General features: G+C 64.5%; 18 protein-coding genes. 9 read left to right on the top strand and 9 right to left on the bottom strand.

The window, feature by feature from the left end:
• Window positions 1-96 precede the first annotated feature (96 nt).
• Complete coding sequence (locus BH95_RS16690) at window positions 97-1,161, top strand: alpha/beta fold hydrolase (RefSeq protein WP_019662897.1); 1,065 nt, start codon at window positions 97-99, stop codon at window positions 1,159-1,161.
• Here the strand turns inward: BH95_RS16690 and BH95_RS16685 are convergent.
• Window positions 1,111-2,055, bottom strand: a complete 945-nt coding sequence (locus BH95_RS16685; protein WP_019662898.1) for an oxygenase MpaB family protein — start codon at window positions 2,053-2,055, stop codon at window positions 1,111-1,113. The two genes, BH95_RS16690 and BH95_RS16685, sit on opposite strands and share 51 nt — an antisense overlap.
• A 4-nt stretch (window positions 2,056-2,059) precedes the next feature.
• Window positions 2,060-3,556 carry an aldehyde dehydrogenase family protein gene (locus BH95_RS16680; RefSeq protein WP_037183196.1) on the bottom strand — a complete coding sequence of 499 codons (1,497 nt, stop codon included), beginning with the start codon at window positions 3,554-3,556 and terminating at the stop codon, window positions 2,060-2,062.
• A 133-nt stretch (window positions 3,557-3,689) separates the two neighbouring features.
• Here BH95_RS16680 and BH95_RS16675 point away from each other — a divergent pair, with 133 nt between their 5' ends.
• Entirely contained in the window at window positions 3,690-4,865 is a 1,176-nt protein-coding gene (locus BH95_RS16675) for an acyl-CoA dehydrogenase family protein (RefSeq protein WP_026347391.1), read from the top strand.
• Window positions 4,862-5,518, top strand: coding sequence for a GntR family transcriptional regulator (locus BH95_RS16670; protein WP_019662901.1), 657 nt, complete (start codon window positions 4,862-4,864; stop codon window positions 5,516-5,518). The genes BH95_RS16675 and BH95_RS16670 overlap by 4 nt, the downstream gene beginning before the upstream one ends.
• 7 nt (window positions 5,519-5,525) lie before the next feature.
• Here the strand turns inward: BH95_RS16670 and BH95_RS16665 are convergent, their stop codons facing one another.
• Window positions 5,526-6,272 (bottom strand): TetR/AcrR family transcriptional regulator, encoded by a 747-nt coding sequence (locus tag BH95_RS16665; protein ID WP_019662902.1) that lies wholly within the window; start codon window positions 6,270-6,272, stop codon window positions 5,526-5,528.
• Window positions 6,273-6,357: 85 nt separating this feature from the next.
• Here BH95_RS16665 and BH95_RS16660 point away from each other — a divergent pair, with 85 nt between their 5' ends.
• A complete protein-coding gene (locus tag BH95_RS16660; protein WP_033190081.1) occupies window positions 6,358-7,176 on the top strand; it encodes an oxygenase MpaB family protein in 819 nt (272 codons plus the stop codon).
• An 82-nt stretch (window positions 7,177-7,258) separates the two neighbouring features.
• Here BH95_RS16660 and BH95_RS16655 read toward each other — a convergent pair whose 3' ends face one another.
• From BH95_RS16655 to BH95_RS16645, 3 genes are read right to left on the bottom strand one after another with little or no spacing between them, the layout of a single operon-like run.
• Window positions 7,259-9,613 carry an FdhF/YdeP family oxidoreductase gene (locus tag BH95_RS16655; RefSeq protein ID WP_037183193.1) on the bottom strand — a complete coding sequence of 785 codons (2,355 nt, stop codon included), beginning with the start codon at window positions 9,611-9,613 and terminating at the stop codon, window positions 7,259-7,261.
• Window positions 9,614-9,653: 40 nt separating this feature from the next.
• Window positions 9,654-9,911 (bottom strand): acyl-CoA-binding protein, encoded by a 258-nt coding sequence (locus BH95_RS16650; protein WP_026347392.1) that lies wholly within the window; start codon window positions 9,909-9,911, stop codon window positions 9,654-9,656.
• 43 nt (window positions 9,912-9,954) lie between these two features.
• Complete coding sequence (locus BH95_RS16645) at window positions 9,955-10,533, bottom strand: TetR/AcrR family transcriptional regulator (protein ID WP_037183190.1); 579 nt, start codon at window positions 10,531-10,533, stop codon at window positions 9,955-9,957.
• Between the two features lie 11 nt (window positions 10,534-10,544).
• Here BH95_RS16645 and BH95_RS16640 point away from each other — a divergent pair, with 11 nt between their 5' ends.
• A complete protein-coding gene (locus BH95_RS16640) occupies window positions 10,545-11,462 on the top strand; it encodes an oxygenase MpaB family protein (RefSeq protein ID WP_080738027.1) in 918 nt (305 codons plus the stop codon).
• Here the strand turns inward: BH95_RS16640 and BH95_RS16635 are convergent.
• Together BH95_RS16635 and BH95_RS16630 are read right to left on the bottom strand one after the other, a co-directional pair.
• On the bottom strand, window positions 11,459-12,775 hold the full coding sequence (locus BH95_RS16635) for a class I SAM-dependent methyltransferase (RefSeq protein ID WP_037108397.1): 1,317 nt from the start codon (window positions 12,773-12,775) through the stop codon (window positions 11,459-11,461). The genes BH95_RS16640 and BH95_RS16635 overlap by 4 nt on opposite strands.
• Window positions 12,772-14,196, bottom strand: a complete 1,425-nt coding sequence (locus BH95_RS16630) for an FAD-binding oxidoreductase (protein ID WP_230621072.1) — start codon at window positions 14,194-14,196, stop codon at window positions 12,772-12,774. Before BH95_RS16630 ends, BH95_RS16635 begins: the two co-directional genes overlap by 4 nt.
• Before the next feature lie 264 nt (window positions 14,197-14,460).
• On the opposite strand from BH95_RS16630, the gene BH95_RS16625 reads away from it, so the two are divergent.
• Window positions 14,461-14,895: an SRPBCC family protein gene (locus BH95_RS16625; RefSeq protein WP_019662910.1), complete on the top strand. Its 435-nt coding sequence runs from the start codon at window positions 14,461-14,463 to the stop codon at window positions 14,893-14,895.
• On the opposite strand, the gene BH95_RS16620 is transcribed toward BH95_RS16625, so the two are convergent.
• On the bottom strand, window positions 14,892-15,530 hold the full coding sequence (locus BH95_RS16620; protein ID WP_230621045.1) for a TetR/AcrR family transcriptional regulator: 639 nt from the start codon (window positions 15,528-15,530) through the stop codon (window positions 14,892-14,894). The genes BH95_RS16625 and BH95_RS16620 overlap by 4 nt on opposite strands.
• A gap of 107 nt (window positions 15,531-15,637) precedes the next feature.
• On the opposite strand from BH95_RS16620, the gene BH95_RS16615 reads away from it, so the two are divergent.
• From BH95_RS16615 to recR, 3 genes are read left to right on the top strand one after another with little or no spacing between them, the layout of a single operon-like run.
• A complete protein-coding gene (locus BH95_RS16615; protein WP_019662912.1) occupies window positions 15,638-16,327 on the top strand; it encodes a siderophore-interacting protein in 690 nt (229 codons plus the stop codon).
• A gap of 26 nt (window positions 16,328-16,353) precedes the next feature.
• Entirely contained in the window at window positions 16,354-16,692 is a 339-nt protein-coding gene (locus BH95_RS16610; RefSeq protein ID WP_026347394.1) for a YbaB/EbfC family nucleoid-associated protein, read from the top strand.
• Between the two features lies 1 nt (window position 16,693).
• On the top strand, window positions 16,694-17,311 hold the full coding sequence (recR, locus tag BH95_RS16605) for a recombination mediator RecR (protein ID WP_026347395.1): 618 nt from the start codon (window positions 16,694-16,696) through the stop codon (window positions 17,309-17,311).
• The last annotated feature ends 40 nt before the right edge of the window (window positions 17,312-17,351 follow it).

Below are 17,351 nucleotides of genomic sequence, written 5' to 3'. Positions count from 1 at the left end.
GTCCGAACCGCAGCATCACCGCAGGCAGCCCACTCGAGAACGATACCGCCTGCACAGGTAATGCTTTGGTCAAGCAAAGTTGTTAGCATGCGTCACATGTCGTCGACTCGAAAGCTCGTAGCCGGTCTGTCCGCCTCCGTGTTGATGCTGGCGGGGGCAGCCACCGCTCACGCCGCTCCCATCAACACCCCGTGGTCTCCGGACGCGTCCGTCGACAGCGAGCTCGAATTCGTGTCCGACGGTGTCACCTACTACGGCAGCCTGCGCCCCGCGATCGGTGAGGTACGCGGCGCTGCGCTCCTCCTGCCGGGCAGCGGACCGATCGATCGCAACGGCAATTCGCCCGAAGGCAACATCACCCCGAACACCATCGCCTACGTCGCCGACGCCCTCGCAGCCAAGGGCATCACGACGCTGCGTTTCGACAAGATCGGAACGGGCCGCACCGGCACCGAGGGAATCGACACGTCCGTTCCGCTCGGATTCACGCAGCAGATCGACACAGCCGAAGCTGCGGCCGCAGCGCTCTCCGACGCCACCGGCATCAGCGGCGAGAAGTTCTCCGTGCTCGGACACAGTGAAGGCGGGCTGACTGCACTGGCCCTTGCGGACCGCGGCGTCGAGATCGGCAACCTCGGACTGCTGGCACCGTTGGCCATCCGCTACCTCGACCTGCTCCACGCTCAGCTCGACCGCGTCCTGGACAACGTCGTCGCCTCGGGTGAAATGACACCGGAAGAAGCCGACGCCGAGCGAGGCAGAGTCGACGAGACCATCGACGCCATCCGCAACGGACGCCCGGTTCCATACCCCGACGACGAAATCCTGGCGTCCGTAGGACTCAGCGACTCGGGCGCGAAGTTCTTCTCCGAAGCAGACGCGCTGGACCCCGCCGTTCTCGCAGCCGCACTTCCCGCCGACACCGACGTGCTGCTGACCTGCTCGGAGAAAGACCTCAACGTCTCCTGCGGACAGACCGACCGCGTCGCCGACGCACTCGCCGGACGCGACCTGCAGTACTCGCGCTTCGTCAACTCGTCGCACATGCTGAGCGAACTCGGCCCGCTGCCGGCGACCGGCCTGGACATCTACGCCCCGCTGCCCCAGTCGTCAGAGTTTCGCGGCGCTCTCGACGCGTGGGCGGACAGCGCTCTGTCCTGACGCACCCGGGTACGGACAACCGAGCGCACCGAGATCGCTCGGCCGGTAGTTGTTCGGATACCCCGGATACGTCTTGTTGTGCGGGTCGGTGGTACTGCGCGAGGACTTGCGGGTCGGCAGAAATCTCTCGGCCCGCGCCTTCGTTCGTAGGCCCGCCACAGCAAGGCGTCGAACAGTGGGGGAGCCTGCGGGGAAGCCGAACGCGTGGGCCATCTTCTCGTCGAGAAGAGCGAACACACCCTGCGCGACGGCGGGGCGCAGAGGCGTCGGGAACCAGGAGCAGAACAGGTCGAGCGTGTACGTGCCGACTTTGTGGTTGTCCTCGGTGTACCGGAACGTGCGGTCCTCGTAGTCCAGTTTGAACCGGGCGAGCTCGGTGTAGGACTCTGGAATGTCCTTGATGCCCATGCGAATTCCGACCTGGCGGTAGAAGTGGAACGTCGCCAGGCGCTCCGAGGGATGCAGTCTGCGCCACCCGAAGGTGTCGATCCACTCGATCGGTTCGTAGATGAAGGTCGTCAGCACGTAGAGCATGTCGTCGTTCGAGATGGCGTACTGCGAATGCATCCGGTTGACCATGCGTAGCGCTTCGCGGCCGCGCTCGGAATCGTAACCGTGCTCGACCATCTCGCCCATCAGCAGCGCAGTGTCGTCGTACCGCCGTTGCGGCCGGTCACGGAACTCGCCGGTCTTCTCCAGCAACTCGGAGATGGTGGGAACGCAATAGGTTCGGAACAGAGCGAATTCGAGGGCGCGTTGGTAGTCCCACGGGAACTCGTATCCGGCAGTGATGCGGTGAATGGTGTGGCAGTCCGCAACGGGGTCGAGTTCCTCGATCCGCTTCAGCCAGCCGTAGCGGCCGCGTTTCGGAGTGAGTTCCTTCGTCGTCGTCATGGCGTCAGCCTCTGCCGTGGCGAAGCTTGAGCACCAGTGCGGAGATCTTGAGATCGCGCGCTTTTCTTCGCATCGTCAGTAGATTGAGCGGCGCGGCGAACTTTTGCACGGCAAGGGATTTGACGGTACTGAACTCGCGGAGACCGTCGGCGCCGTGGATGCGGCCGAAGCCGGAGTCCCCGGTTCCGCCGAACGGCAGCGCTGGAATGCCGGCGAAGCCCAGGACGGAGTTGACGGTCACGACGCCACAGGCGAGCTTCTCCGCCGCACGTCGTCCGGCTGCGTTGTCCTTGGTGAACACCGATGCACCGAGGCCGTAGGACGATGCGTTGGCGCGTTCGATGCCCTCGTCGAGATCGCGAACCTTGTTCACGACGACGGTGGGGCCGAACGTCTCCTCGGTGATCGCTGTGGAGTTCTCGGGTACGTCGGTGAGAATCACCGGGTCGATGTACGGGCCGTGCAGCGAATCCAGGCCTCCCAGAACGGCTCTGCCACCCTTGGCGAGAGCGTCCTCGATCTGGGATCGGACGATGCCGCTCTGCTTGCCCAATGTCATCGGGCCGTACGAGGACGTGCCCGCGCCGCCGGGTTTCAGGGCCTTCGCCGACGCGGCGAACTTCCGCAAGAACTCGTCGTAGACCGGGGCGGCGACGTAGATGCGCTCGACGCCCGCGCACGTCTGGCCGGCGTTGCCCATGGCGCCGAAGGTCGCGAACTCCACTGCCGCATCGAGATTCGCGTCGACGTCGACGAGCATGGCGTCCTTTCCTCCGCACTCGGCGACCAACGGAGTGAGGGACTGGGCGCATGTCGCCATGACCTTCTTGGCGGTCGCGGTGGACCCGGTGAACGCGATCTTGTCCACACCGGCGGTGCACAGCGCAGTTCCGGTCGAGCCGTCGCCGGTGATCGTCTGGAACACCGGATGAGCAGCAGCGATGGACTCCCACTTCTGTGCCAGCCAGACCCCGACGCCCGGAGTCAGTTCGCTGGGCTTGAACACCACGGTGTTGCCGGCAGCGAGCGAGTACGCGATGGATCCCATCGGGGTGTAGAGCGGGTAGTTCCACGGCCCGATGACGCCGACGACGCCGAACGGCCGGTACCCGACGTAGGCCTGCTGGTTGGGGCTGATCAAGCCGGAGGACACCTTGCGTTGTTTCAGAATCTTCTCGGCGTTTCTGGCGGCCCAGTCGATGTGTTCGACGCCCAGCATGACCTCGAGCAGCGCGTCCTCGTCGGGCTTGCCGCTCTCGGAGGCGATGACGTCGGCGAGAGATTTCGCGTCACGCGCGATGGCGCTCTTGAATTCGAGCAGCCACCGTTTGCGGCCGGTGAACCCCTGGACGTCCCACCACCTGGCGGCGGACCGTGCGCGATCGACTGCGGCCGACACCTCGGCGTCCCCGGCAATCGGATAGGTAGCGAGTACGTCACCGGTGCGTGGGTCGAGGCTGTCGAACGTACGGGCTTTCGTCTCTACGACCTGGTCCGTCATGGTTGTCCTCCGCGTTGTCGAAATCGCATCACATATATTTGATGTGATTTACTGTTGTGGAGCTCACACTATGCGCCGCGTCCGGTCGATGACAACCCTTCGCATCCCGGCCCTCTACCGTCTGGAGCACTTCATGAGTACGGACTTCACCCAGGAACAAGCATCCTTCGCCGCGGCGGTCGCAGCGTTCTGCGCTCGCGAAGCCGGTACTCGAGAGCAGCGCGACGCGTTGACCGAGCACGGACAGCACACCCACAACCAAGGCCTGTACGACAAGATGGCCGAACTCGGATGGCTGGGCGCGACGATTCCCGAGGAGTACGGCGGAGCCGACGGCAGCGTCGTCGACATGTGCATTCTGCTCGAACAAGCAGCCAAGGGCATGGCCCCGATCGGCGGCATCGGCCCGACGCTGATCACCGGCGCCGCCTACGAGAAGTTCGGCACCGCGTCGCAGAAGGAAACGGTGCTCGGCGGCATCGTCGAGGGAAAGAGTTATTCGATCTCGATGTCCGAACCGGAAGCAGGCTCCGACGTCGGCAACCTCAGTTGCAAGGCCGAGAAGACCGAGGGTGGCTGGCTCATCAACGGCCAGAAGACCTGGTGCTCCAACGCGCACTTCGCGGATCGCATTCTGTTGGTTGCGCGAACCGGCAGGAGCGTAGCCGGTGGAGCGACCCGACAGGAGCGCGGGGAAGGGAAGCACGAGGGATTGACGATGTTCGATGTGCCCGCCGACATCGACGGCCTCAACATCGTGGGAATCGGCACGATGGGTGGCAAGGAGGTCAACGACCTCTATTTCACCGATTGCCTGCTCCCCGAGGATTCGGTGGTCGGAGTCGAAGGGCAAGGATGGGCGCAGCTGATGACGGGCCTGAACATCGAACGCCTCATCTTGGCGGCGATGATGCTCGGGACGGCGCAGCGCGCATTCGACGACACCCTCGAATTCATCACGCAACGCAAGCAATTCGGTCGTCCCGTCGGCACCTTCCAAGCACTGCGTCACCGCGTGGCAGACCTTGCGACCGAGATCGAATGCGGTCGGCTACTGGTGTACCACGTCGCCCGGCTCGTCGACGAGAACCCGACGAAGCTGTTCCCGCGGGAAGCGTCGATGGCGAAACTGAAGTTGACCGAAACCGCCAAGAAAGTCGCACTCGAAGGCATGCAGATGATGGGCGGCTACGGCTACGCCACCGAATTCGACATGGAGAAGCACGTCCGCACCACGCTCGTCTCGTCGATCTACGGCGGTACCAACGAAATTCAGCGTGACATCATCGGCAAGACATACGGGCTGTGACTGCTTCGGTACTGCGACGGCGACCGCAACTGTCGGAAGAGGTTGCGGCGCGCCTGCGAGCGCAGATCATGTCGGGAGTGCTCGGGCCGGGCACGTTCGTGCGCATCGACGACACCGCAGCAGATCTCGGCGTCAGTGCTACTCCCGTCCGCGAAGCGCTCGTGACGCTGCGCGGTGAGGGACTCGTCGAGCAAGTGCCCAATCGCGGCTACCGCGTCGGCGAACTCAGCCGCGAGGACATCGACGACATCTTCTGGCTGCAAGGCACCATCGCCAGCAAGCTCGCCAGACGAGCAGCACGAGTCATCACCGACGTGCAGATCGAAGGGCTCGTCGGCCTCAACGCCCGGCTGCGGGACGCCGTGGCGCGCGCCGACGCACAGGCCGTCGAAACCTGCGAATTCGAGTTCCACCGCTTCATCAACCGGGTGGCGGGCGGCAAGAAATTGGCGTGGTTCCTCTTCGGGGCAATCCGTTATACCCCGGCCAGGCTCTACGCCTCGGATCCGTCGTGGGGCGAGCAATCGGTCCGCAGTCACGACGCTCTGATCGCGGCCTTCTCGCGATGCGACTTCGACACGGTCGGCGAGCTTATGCGCAGGCAGTTCGCCGACGGGGCGGAGCGCCTGGTCGCGCACCTCGGTCTTCCGTGACGCCTGCTTACGCAGGAGTGGAGCCTGCGGAATGACCAGAGTGGGCAGGAGTGGAGCCTGCGGAATGACCAGAGTGGGCAGGAGTGGAGCCTGCGGAATGACCGGACCAGGCAGGAGTGGAGCCTGCGGAATGGCCGGGGCGGGACCCGGTAGGGGCGGCGGCGAGGAGTAGGTCCGTGCACCAGTCGACCACGGCATTCTCTTCGAGAATCAGTTCGCCGCCCAGCCATGAGGTCAACACCTGGGCGAAGCCGCCGACGACGAAGTGGGTCGTGAGGTCGAGGCGTTCGATGGTGTCGGTGGCGTAGAACTCGCTGGCCTGCGAGGCGAGCAGTCCGGCGAACATCTGTGTCGACTCGGATCGTTTGGCGGCGAGAACGTCGTTGCTCAGGGTCGCCGAGAAGAGCAGTCGGCCTCGGCGTGGGTCCTCGGCGACCAGACGCACGATCGTGTGTACTGCGGCGTGGACGCGGTCGTGTTCGGTGTCGGGTGCGGCGCCGACGGCTGCCAGGGTCGTCGTCGTGATTTCGCCGATCACGTGGTCGTACACCGCTTCCATCAGGTCGTTCTTGTCGCCGAAGCTCTCGTAGAAGTAGCGCGAGGCGACGCCTGCTCGGCGGCAGACGCCGCGCACGGTCAGTTCCGGTTCGGTCGTTCCGAGCAGGTCGAGGCCCGCTTCGACGAGGGCTCGGCGACGTTCGGCGACCCTGGCCGAGCCGTCGACTCCGCCGTAGGTGCGCGGTGATTCGGCCATGAACACATCTTGACACCGATCGTGCAGCGCGCCTAGCGTCATCTGCACACGCACGTATGCAGATATCCGATCAGAAGGGTTCGCCATGACAGTCGACAACGAACTGCTCCGCAAATCGATGACCGGGGTCGGCCTGCTCGCCGGTGGCGCCAACGTCATCATGCAACTGGGACATCCGGCCGTCGGGTACGGAGTGTTCGAGAGTCGCGTCGAAAGCGGCCAGATCAACCGACATCCGGTGAAGCGGACCCGGACCACGCTGTCCTATCTCGCCGTTGCGGGCATGGGCGACGACGACGTCAAGGCTGCGTACCGTAAGGCGACCAACAGATCTCACGCGGCAGTCAAGTCCACGGCGGACAGTCCCGTGAAGTACAACGCCTTCGACCCGAACCTGCAGCTGTGGGTAGCAGCATGCCTGTACCGAGGCTTCGAGGACGTCTACTACGCGCTCTACGACGAACCCGACCCGGAGTTCCTCGACGAGATGTACCAGCGATGCCACGTTCTCGGATCGACGTTGCAGATGCCGCGCGACATGTGGCCCGCGGACCGCATCACGTTCGAGAAGTACTGGGACGCAGCGCTGGCCGACGTGCACATCGACCCGACCATCCGTCGGTATCTCCACGGAATCGCGTCGGCGACGTTCGTCAAACCCCGAGTGCTGCATCCTTTCATCGGCCCGTTCATGCGGTTCGTGACCACCGGGTTTCTCCCCGAACGGTTCAGGGACGAAATGGAACTGCCGTGGGACCCGATCAAGCAGAAGCGGTTCGATCGGCTCATGGGCACCCTCGCCGTGATCAACCGAGTGACGCCTCAGGTGGTCCGGGAAATGCCCTTCAACGTGCTGCTGTGGGACGTGCGGTCCAGAATTCGCGCGGGGCGCGCCCTGGTTTGATGTGAGTGGAAATGTAGTGCCTTCTGGTCGCTCCGCAGGCTCCGCTCCTGCCCCATGGCCTACATTTCCACTCACATAGGGGTCAGCTGAGATGCCGCGGCTGCGGGTGGTTCTTGTGCGCCTCGTCGGATCCGACGCGATCCTGCGTTCCGTCGCTTGCACATGCGTGCGAGGTTCCCGTGCGAACGAGCTGGATCACCACGGACTTCGAGGTCGGGCAGTTGCTGTCGGTGGCCGTCGAATCGAGTGGGACAAGGGGATTGGTCTCCGGGTAGTACGCCGCCGCGCAGCCGCGCGGAGTGTCGTACTCGACGATGCGGAAGCCGTCGGCGCAGCGGTCGACGTCGTCGTCCTCCCACCGCGTCAGCAAGTCCACGATGTCGCCGTCCTGAAAACCGAGCGCCGCGATGTCCTCGCGATGCACGAACACCACGCGTCGTCCGCCTTCGATTCCGCGGTACCGATCGCTCAGGCCGTAGATCGTGGTGTTGAACTGATCGTGGCTGCGCAACGTCTGCAACAGCAGGTGGCCGTCGGGCACATGCAGTACGTCGATCGGCGACGTCGTGAATTCGCCTCTACCCGACTTTGTCTCGAACGTTCGTGAATCCCGAGGTGGATGCGGAAGCACGAAACCGCCGGGCCGTCGGACATTGACCTCGTAGCCCTCGCACCCGTTGACGACGCGTGAGATGTGCGAGCGGATGGTGCTGTAGTTCTCGCGCATGCCCTTCCAGTCGATCCCGTGGCGATCTCCGACGGCTGCTTCGGCGATACCGGTCAGGATGGCGACCTCGGATTTGAGCAGATCGCTCGCCGGCTTCAGCGGCCCGCGCGACGAGTGCACCGAGCACGTCGAGTCCTCGACCGAAATCCACTGCTCGCCGGTCGCCTGAACGTCCTTCTCGGTGCGGCCGAGAGTAGGGAGGATGAGGGCGATGTCGCCGGTGACCAGGTGCGAGCGGTTGATCTTCGTGGAGATGTGCACCGTCATCGCCATGCGTCGCATCGCCAGATGCGTCACCGTCGAGTCCGGCGTCGCCTGAACGAAGTTGCCGCCGAGGCCGAGGAAGAAACTGGCCTTTCCGTCGCGCATGGCTCGGATGGAATCGACGGTGTCGAGGCCGTGCTCGCGCGGCGGGTCGAAGCCGAACTCGGCCTGGATGGAATCGAGGAAGTGATCGGGCACCCGTTCCCAGATTCCCATGGTCCGGTCGCCCTGGACGTTCGAGTGACCACGAACCGGAAGCAATCCGGCGCCGGGCTTTCCGATGTTGCCCTGCGCGAACGCGAGATTGGTCAGTTCCTTGATGGTCGCGACGGCGTTGCGGTGCTGCGTCAGGCCCATCGCCCAGCAGAAGACGGTGGCCTTCGAGTCGCGCAGCATCTGCGCGGCCTCGGTGATCTGGTGTCGGGACAGGCCCGTCGACGCGGTCACGACGTCCCAGTCGACGGCGGTGACGTTGTCGCGCCAGGATTCGAAGCCGGTGGTGTACTGCTCGACGAAGGCGTGGTCGATCGCGTCCCACTCGACGAGCAGCGACCCGATGGCCTGGAACAGTGCGAGGTCACCGTTCACACGAATGGGGAGGTGGAAGTCGGACAGGTCCGTTCCCGGCCCGACCATCCCGCGGGGCGTCTGTGGATTCTTGAAGTTGACCAGTCCGGCTTCGCGCAACGGGTTGATCGACAGAATCTTGGCGCCGTTCTGCTTCGCCTTCTCCAGCGCGGACAGCATGCGTGGATGGTTGGTGCCGGGGTTCTGGCCTGCGAGGACGATCAGCTCGGCGTCGTACACGTCCTGGAGGGTGACGCTGGCCTTGCCGATACCGATGGTCTCCTGCAGAGCGATCGACGTCGACTCGTGGCACATGTTGGAACAGTCGGGCAGGTTGTTGGTGCCGAACGCACGGGCGAAAAGCTGGTACACGAAGGCGGATTCGTTCGACGCGCGGCCCGAGGTGTAGAAGATCGCCTCGTCGGGGGAGTTCAGGGACCTGAGTTGCTCGCCGATGAGTCGGAACGCGTCGTCCCAGTCGATCGGCTCGTAGAACCGCCCGCCGGGAAGTTTGACCATCGGGTGGGTGATGCGACCTTGCTGGCCGAGCCAGTGTTCGCTCTTGGAGTCGAGCTCGGCGATACTGTGGGCCGCGAAGAACTCTGGCGTCGCGCGGGTCGTCGTCGCCTCTTCGGCAACTGCTTTCGCGCCGTTCTCGCAGAACTCTGCCGCGTGGCGGTGGCCGGGATCAGGGTCCGGCCACGCGCAGCTCATGCAGTCGAAGCCCTCGGCCTGATTGAGGTCGAGGAGGGTCTTGGCGGTGCGCACCGGCCCCATGTGTCCGAGTGCGCGTTTCATCGACACCGCAACGGCGACGGGTCCGGCCGCGTGTGTCTTGGGCTTGTCGATCTTCAGGTCGGCTTCGTCGTAGTCGCGCACGCGGTCCCTTTCCTCGCCGGTGACCGCGACGCCCGCCGGGTCAGCCGAGAAGCTTTCCGACCAGGTCGACGTAGGACTGCTTCGCCGAATCCTGGCTGGTGCCCTCGAGCTTCGCCCAGGCGTCATACTTGGCGCGGTTCACCATGTCCAGTCTTCCCGGACGCTTACCCGTGACGTCGCCGTTCGAACCTTGCTTGTACAACGAATACAGGCTCAGCAGGTCGTCGTTGCTCGGCTTGGAGGTGAGGGTCTTGACGTCGACTTGAGCTTGCTGGAACGACTGATCGAGATCGGACATCTTCACTCCTGGGGCATGTGCGTCGGTGGTGCGGTCGGGTCGATCATGGCACGAGGGTGGAAGCGTCGGAAACCAGTCGGACGCAATGGGCTACGAACTTCTCTCGCGGTGTGCGGACGGTCCCGTCCAGGTATCCGACGAACAGTGCGGTGAGCGCGCCGACGACACCCACGGCAACCAGATGCCTGTCGTCCTCGGAGAGTCCCTTCAGCTGCGCTTCGACCAGGGAGACGAACGTCGGTGCGAGCGCGAGGCCGCTGCCGCTGATGGCGGACTCGGACATCGGTGCCAGCAGCAGGACGCGACCGACGCTGGGCTGGTCGAGGACCAGTTCGACGAACGCGCGCACCGGGGCCTCCGGACTGGTGGCTGGTACCGCGCCGGCGATGGCGGCGCGCGCGAGCTCGCCGACGTGGCCGTACACCGCGCGGATGAACGTGTCGCGGTCGGTGAAGCTCTCGTAGAAGTACCGCTCGGTGAGTCCCGCCGTGCGGCAGACCGCCCGGACGGTGACCGACGGAGCCTTCGGGTCTCCCAGCATCTCGATCCCTGCGTCGAGCAGGGCGTGATAGCGCTGGTACTGCCTGTCCGCGAGGGATTGACTACGCATGTTGTCAATCATAAGCTGACAACATGCGTAGTCAGAATGAGCCGCTCGGACCTGACTCACTCACCTGGAAGTACTTCGGGGACTGGCGGGGCCTGCTCCAAGGCGTCTGGGCGGGGTCGATGCAGAACATGCACCCGGGTCTCGGGGCTGGCGTCGAGCAACACTCCAAGTTCTTCGACGAACGGTGGGAGCGGCTCTACCGATCGCTCTACCCCATCGGCGGCGTGGTGTTCGACGGCGACCGGGCGGAACAGACCGCGCTGCAGGTGCGCGGCTACCACACCGACATCAAGGGCATCGACTCACAGGGCAGGCGGTACCACGCACTCGACCCGGAGACGTTCTACTGGGCGCATGCGACGTTCTTCATGGGCACTGTCCTGACTGCCCAGCACTTCATGGGCGGGGTCAGCGAGGACCAGAAGCGGCAACTTTTCACCGAACACGTTCAGTGGTACCGGCTGTACGGCATGAGCATGAAACCTGTGCCGGAGACCTGGGAGGACTTTCAGCTCTACTGGAAGCGCATGTGCACCGAGGTTCTCGAGGACAACAGGGCAACCCGAGGAGTACTCGATCTGTCGCAGATCGAGCAGCCGCCCCTTGCGACCTGGATCCCCGACGCAGTGTGGGCGGTCATGCGGGTGCCGATCGCACGCGGTGTCGTGTGGATGACGGTGGGAATGTACGACGAGCCGGTGCGTCAGCTCTTGGGCTATACGTGGAACGACCGTGACGAGAAGTTGTTCGAGTTGGTGGGGCGGGGAGTGAATGCGGCGTTCTCGCTGGTTCCGCGCAGGCGCCGCATGCATCCGCGGGCCAGGGCCGGATGGGACCGGGCAACCGGGCGGATCGCGCCGGACAGTCCGCTGGTGCAGACTCCGGCGCGCAACCTACCGCCGGCCAGCGCCGCGGGCGATCCGAGGCACTACCACGGTTAGCCCTCCCACCAGGGGCGCAGGGGTACGTCGGCAGCGCCCTTCGGTCCGAGCTTGACGCCGAGGACCTGGTGCAGCTGAACGACATTGCGCTCGAAGCCGAGACGTGAGCCGGCCATGTACAGGCCCCATACGCGTGCGGTTCCCTCGCCGGCTTCGGCGACGCAGGCATCCCAGTTGTCCACCAGGTTCTTGCACCACGCCTTCAGGGTCAGCGCGTAGTGCTCACGTAGGTTCTCCTCGTGCCGGACCTCGAGGCCCACGTCCTGCATTTCGGTGATGATGCGGCCGGAGCCGGTCAGTTCACCGTCGGGGAAGACGTATCGGTCGATGAAGGATCCGGCGCGGGCGTGACTCCGGTTGTCCGGGCGGGTGATGCAGTGGTTCAACACCCGGCCGCCGACGCGCAGTTTCGACTTGATCGCTTCGAAGTACGCCGGGTAGTTCTGCACGCCGATGTGTTCGGTCAGGCCGATCGAGGACACCGCGTCGAAGTTCGATTCCGGAATGTCGCGGTAGTCGGAGAAGCGAACCTCCGCGAGGTCGGACAGTCCTTCCTCGGCAATCGCCTTCTGCGCCCATGCCGCCTGTTCCTTCGACAACGTCGCGCCGATGGTCTTGACGCCACGGCGTGCGGCGTATCGCACCATTCCGCCCCAGCCGCAACCGATGTCGAGCAGTCGGTCGCCTTCCTTCAGGCCGAGCTTCTCGAACACGAGTCGGTACTTGTTCTCCTGCGCGGCCTCGAGCGAATCGTCCTCCGAGGTGTACGCGGCGCAGGTGTACGTCATCGACGGCCCGAGGACGTACTCGTAGAACGTGTTCGACACGTCGTAGTGGTGGGAGATCGAGTCGGCGTCGCGCGTCTTCGAGTGGCGAAGGCCTTCGGCGATTCGACGCCACCTCGGCACCACTTCCTGCGGAGGAGGTGCGATGGGTCGCAACAGATCCCAGCCGAGCGAGCGAGTGATCGACGCCAGGGTCAGCGCGCCGGGGCGCCGGAAATGCAGTTCGTCGCCCATGACGCGGAGGATGTCGTACGGGTCTCCGGGATGGACGCCGACGGCTTCGAGGTCACCGGAGACGTAGGCGCGTGCCATTCCGAGGTCGCCGGGAGCTGTTGCCAGGTAGGTGGTTCCGCGGGGACTCTTGAGGTTGAGGCCGAGGGTCGCGTCCTCGGGGCCTGCGGCGCTTCCGTCGTACGCGGTGAAGCGCAGTGGGATGTTTCCGTCGGACAGAAGCTCGAGGATCTGAGAGATGGTAAGCTTGTTCGCTCGGTGCGCGTCCTGCGCCGTGGGTTCCTTGAACGTTGTCATTTTCCTTGCACCGCCTTCGAATACAGATCCAGCAATCGGGAATCGGGGTCGTATCGTTTCTTCAGTTCTGCGAGCCTCTCGCCGCCGTAGAGCTCGGAGAACTCGGCTTCGGAGTAGAACGCATCGGAGTAGAGCGACTTGTGGCCGTCGAAATCGGTGACCTTCTTCTCGATGGCGCGGTTGGCCGCACCGTCGGGCTCACCGGGGACGATGGGGACCGAGGACCAGAAGCCGACGTTGACGTAGGTTCGTTTCGGTTCGAGGGGGTAGAGGGGCCACGGGCGCGCAGCGTCGGCGCCGGGAGGGGCCGGCTCGCGAAGTCGCAACGGGCACAACCACAGTGGCTCGATGGGGATTTCCTTCAGGAACCACCGCAGGAACGAGGCCGTGTTCTCGATCGGGACCTCGATGTCCTGAACCACCCGTTCGCGCGGCGGGTTTCCCTTGCGGGCTTCGAGTCGATCGGCGATGTCGTACTTACGGTCGAGCGCGATCAATTTCCAGTAGAAGCTGGACCGGCGGTACTTCTTGGGCCAGAAACGCCTGATCCTGGGGTTCTGAGTTCCGAACGCACGGGAGCACCAGAACCAGTCGGTGTCCCAACGCCACAGGTAATCGGCGATGGTCAGGCGGTCGGTGGTCTTCTGCTGTATCGAACGGTAGTAGATCTCGGACCCGGCGTGGTACTCGCTGACCGGACCGGGAGCGGAAGTCTGGACGCCGAGGGTCAGGTAACTCTCCTCCGGCGTGAACACGACGCCGTCGAGGTACTGCACTCCGATGCCCTCGTAGGAGCGGTCCCGCACGATGTCGTCCATCGTGGCCTGCATGACGTCGAGGTCGTGGAAACGGAGGTGGCGCAACTCCACGTACGGCAGCACGGGCTCGAGCTGGATTTTCAGGCGGGTCGAGTATCCGAGCGTTCCGTAGGAGTTGGGGAAACCCCAGAACAGGTCGGAATTCTCGCCGTCGGGAGTGGCGGTGACGACGGTCCCGCTGCCGGTGAGGATGTCGATCTCCAGGACCGATTCGTGAGGCAGCCCGTTACGGAACGACGTGCTCTCGATGCCGAGGCCGGTGACCGCGCCACCGAGGGTGATGGTCTTGAGCTGCGGTACGACGAACGGTGCCAGACCGTACGGAAGCGTCGCGGCGACGAGGTCCTCGTACGTGCACATTCCGGCGACGTCGGCCGTCCGGTCCTGTGGGTTGACCGTGATGACGCTCGTCAGGCCCGATACGTCGAGGCCGGGGGCCGTCGATGCCGCGCGGGCGCGGAAGAGGTTCGAGGTCTTCTTCGCCAGGCGCACGGTTGCGGAAGCGGGGATGGCGCGGTAACTCTCGAGCAGCAGTTCCACGCCGGCACGATGTGCGGCGAATCCGCTTTCTCGCGGGGCGGGCCTACGTCGGGGAAGAGCAATCGCAGATGGCACATGAAGACGCTATATCCAGGCGTGCCGCGGAGCCACCGAGTATGCGGCCTCGACTGCGAAATTTCACGTAAATGTTGTCGTCGAACGAGGCATTACGGACAAATGTATGCAGCATGCATGTCGTTTGTGCAGCTAAATAAATCCCGGTGAACCCTGTCACACACACTGACATCCTGTTCCCGTCCGGGTCATCGGGAAGGGCAGGATGGAGCGCCAGGACTCACAATTCGCGTCGACCCGAGGAGACACCACGTGGCACAGGTAAGCGCCAGCAGTTCCATCACCATCGCTCAGGCACCCGAGCAGGTGTTGGCGGCACTCGTCGACTACGAGACGGTACGCCCGCGGATCCTCCCCGAGCAGTACCTCGACTACACCGTCGTCGAGGGCGGTCAGGGCAACGGCACCGTCGCGCAGTGGACACTGCAGGCCACCTCGAAGCGGTCGCGCAACGTGAAGGCGACCGTCGCGGTCGACGGCTCCACCATCGTCGAACGCGACGCCAACTCCTCGATGGTCACCACCTGGACCGTTGCCCCGTCGGGAGCTGGCAGCGAGGTCACCACCACGACCGAGTGGAAAGGCGCCGGTGGCATCGGTGGCTTCTTCGAGAAGACCTTCGCGCCGCTCGGTCTGAAGAAGATCCAGGCACAGACTTTGGCCAATCTCGAGCGCGAGGTCCGCTAGTAGGTCGAGAACCGCGGGTGGTCGATGACGACCGATGCGCCCATGATGAGGGCGCGCATCGACCACTCGTAGTTCGAGTCGTCGTCACGCTTCTTTCCGTCGATGGTGCGCGGAATCAGCTTCAGATCCGACCTCGCGAGGACTGCCGCGTCGTCCTCCCGCTCACGTCCCTCGACGTGCACCATCTCCGACAACGCCACCGCGTGCTCCGCGACCACCGTCACGATGAAGTTCGCTTGCTTGGGCGTCAGCTCGTACAACGTCGAATATTCCATCTGCACCTCGTCGATCCGCGCCAGCGCGCCCGGCGATGACGTCCCGATGTCGAGGAGATACCGAGCGATACCTGGATTACGGTGGACCAGGGAGCGCAAACGCAGGCTGAGGTCCATCAGCGATTCCTCGAGCGTGGCGTCCGCGTCAGGGATGGGGAACTCCCATCGAGCGAGGATCTCTTCCGCCACCGCGGTTCTGAGTGCATCCAGGCTGTCGATGTTGTTGTACACGGCGACGATGCTGACACCCAATTCTTCCGCCAATGCCTTGACGGTCAGGTTCGGCAACGTCAGCGAGATGCCCGTCTCGATCAATTTTTCGAGGGTCACGCGGCGACGGCTGGGTCGAGACTCTTGCATATCTGCAGCTTAAGGCGTGTTCACGTGTCGACAGGGGCCGACGTGTGGCAAACTTCGAGCAAAGTTTAGCCTTACTCAAGTCACGGTCGGGGTGAAGGGAGCGGGCTGTGGAGTATCCGCACGGCGTCATCGACGCCGCGGTGCCGACGATGCACACGTTGGCGATCGGCAGGCCACGACCAGGCACGATGCGAATGACGTCGCTTCTGTCGGCCGGGAGCTACCAGCGTGATTGGGACGAGGACGCGATAGCCGAACAGTTGCGATTCCCCGGCGTCGACGAGCGGGATTTTCGTGTCCGACGGTTCGACGCGGCGCACGGCATCGTCGACATCGAGTACACGCCGTCGCACGAGAGCACGATGATGTCGCGGTGGCTGGATTCGGTCGAGGTCGGCACGCGCACGCGAATCGCGCCGATAGGCGCTGGATTCGGACCTCGTTTCGGCGACGGTCGACGTGTGCACATGTTCGTCGACGAACCGTCCATCCCCGCCGCCCGCGCCGTTCTTCGCTCGTGGCCCGCAGGAACGCTCGGCACGCTGTGGGTGGACACCCCTCGGCCGGAGGATGTCGCCGACCTGCCCGACGTGGACGGTGTCAGCGTGATGAGTTTCCACACCGAACTCGGATTCGACCCGCTGGTCACCGCCGCGAGGCGGATGAGGCTGGACAGCTCGGTCACGGTGTGGGGAACCGGCGAGTCCGGTCGGATGGACGAGATCCGAGCCGCGTGTCTGGCCGCTGGGCTGGCGGACGATCACGTCCGCGTGTTCGGCTACTACTCTCGTAGGTGACGTACCCGAACCGAGAGGACATCACTGTGCAACCCGGTGAGCAGCCAGACATCGCCTCGATCATGCAGCAGGCCCAGCAGATGCAGCAGCAGTTGATGGCGGCCCAGGCGGAGATCGCCGACGCAGAAGTGACCGGTCAGGCGGGCGGCGGGCTCGTCACCGCGACGGTGAAGGGAACCGGCGAACTCGTCGGCTTGGTGATCGACCCCAAGATCGTCGACCCGGAGGACGTCGAAACGCTGCAGGACCTCGTCATCGGAGCCATCGCCGACGCGTCGAAGTCGGCGTCCGCGGTCGCAGCGGAGAAGCTCGGCCCTCTGGCGGGTGGCCTCGGCGGTGGGTCGCTCGGCCTACCTGGATTCTGAGGTGTACGAAGGTCCTGTACAGGATCTGATCGACGAGCTCGGCAAAATGCCCGGCGTCGGGCCGAAGAGCGCTCAGCGGATAGCTTTTCACCTCCTCGGCGTCGAACCGCCCGAGGTGGACCGGCTGATCAAAGCGTTGGCGCGTGTACGTGACGGAGTTCAGTTCTGCACCGTGTGCGGCACCGTCTCGGACAAGGAACTGTGTCGTATCTGTGCCGACCCGCGGCGGGATCGGTCGATTATCTGCGTCGTCGAAGAGCCGAAAGACGTTCAGGCCGTGGAGCGTACGCGCGAATTCAAGGGCCGATACCATGTCCTCGGCGGTGCGCTCGATCCACTCAACGGCATCGGTCCGGACCAGCTCAGGATCCGAGAACTTCTGGTGCGCATCGGAAATCAGGACGACGGCGTGGACGTCTCCGAGGTGATCATCGCCACCGACCCCAACACCGAAGGAGAGGCGACGGCGACCTACCTGGCGCGCATGATGCGCGATTTCCCCGGTCTGGCCATCAGCCGGCTGGCCTCGGGTCTCCCCATGGGTGGGGACCTGGAATTCGCCGACGAATTGACTCTGGGCAGGGCGCTGACCGGTAGGAGGTCGCTCCGCGACACGTGAGTGGAGCGGAGCCTGCGCGTCACTCCGCAGGCTCCGTTCT

Source organism: Rhodococcoides fascians A44A, from assembly GCF_000760735.1.
Taxonomy (GTDB): Bacteria; Actinomycetota; Actinomycetes; order Mycobacteriales; family Mycobacteriaceae; genus Rhodococcoides; species Rhodococcoides fascians_E.
Note: the sequence above shows the minus strand (reverse complement) of the source record. Positions and strands in the feature narration are given on the sequence as shown.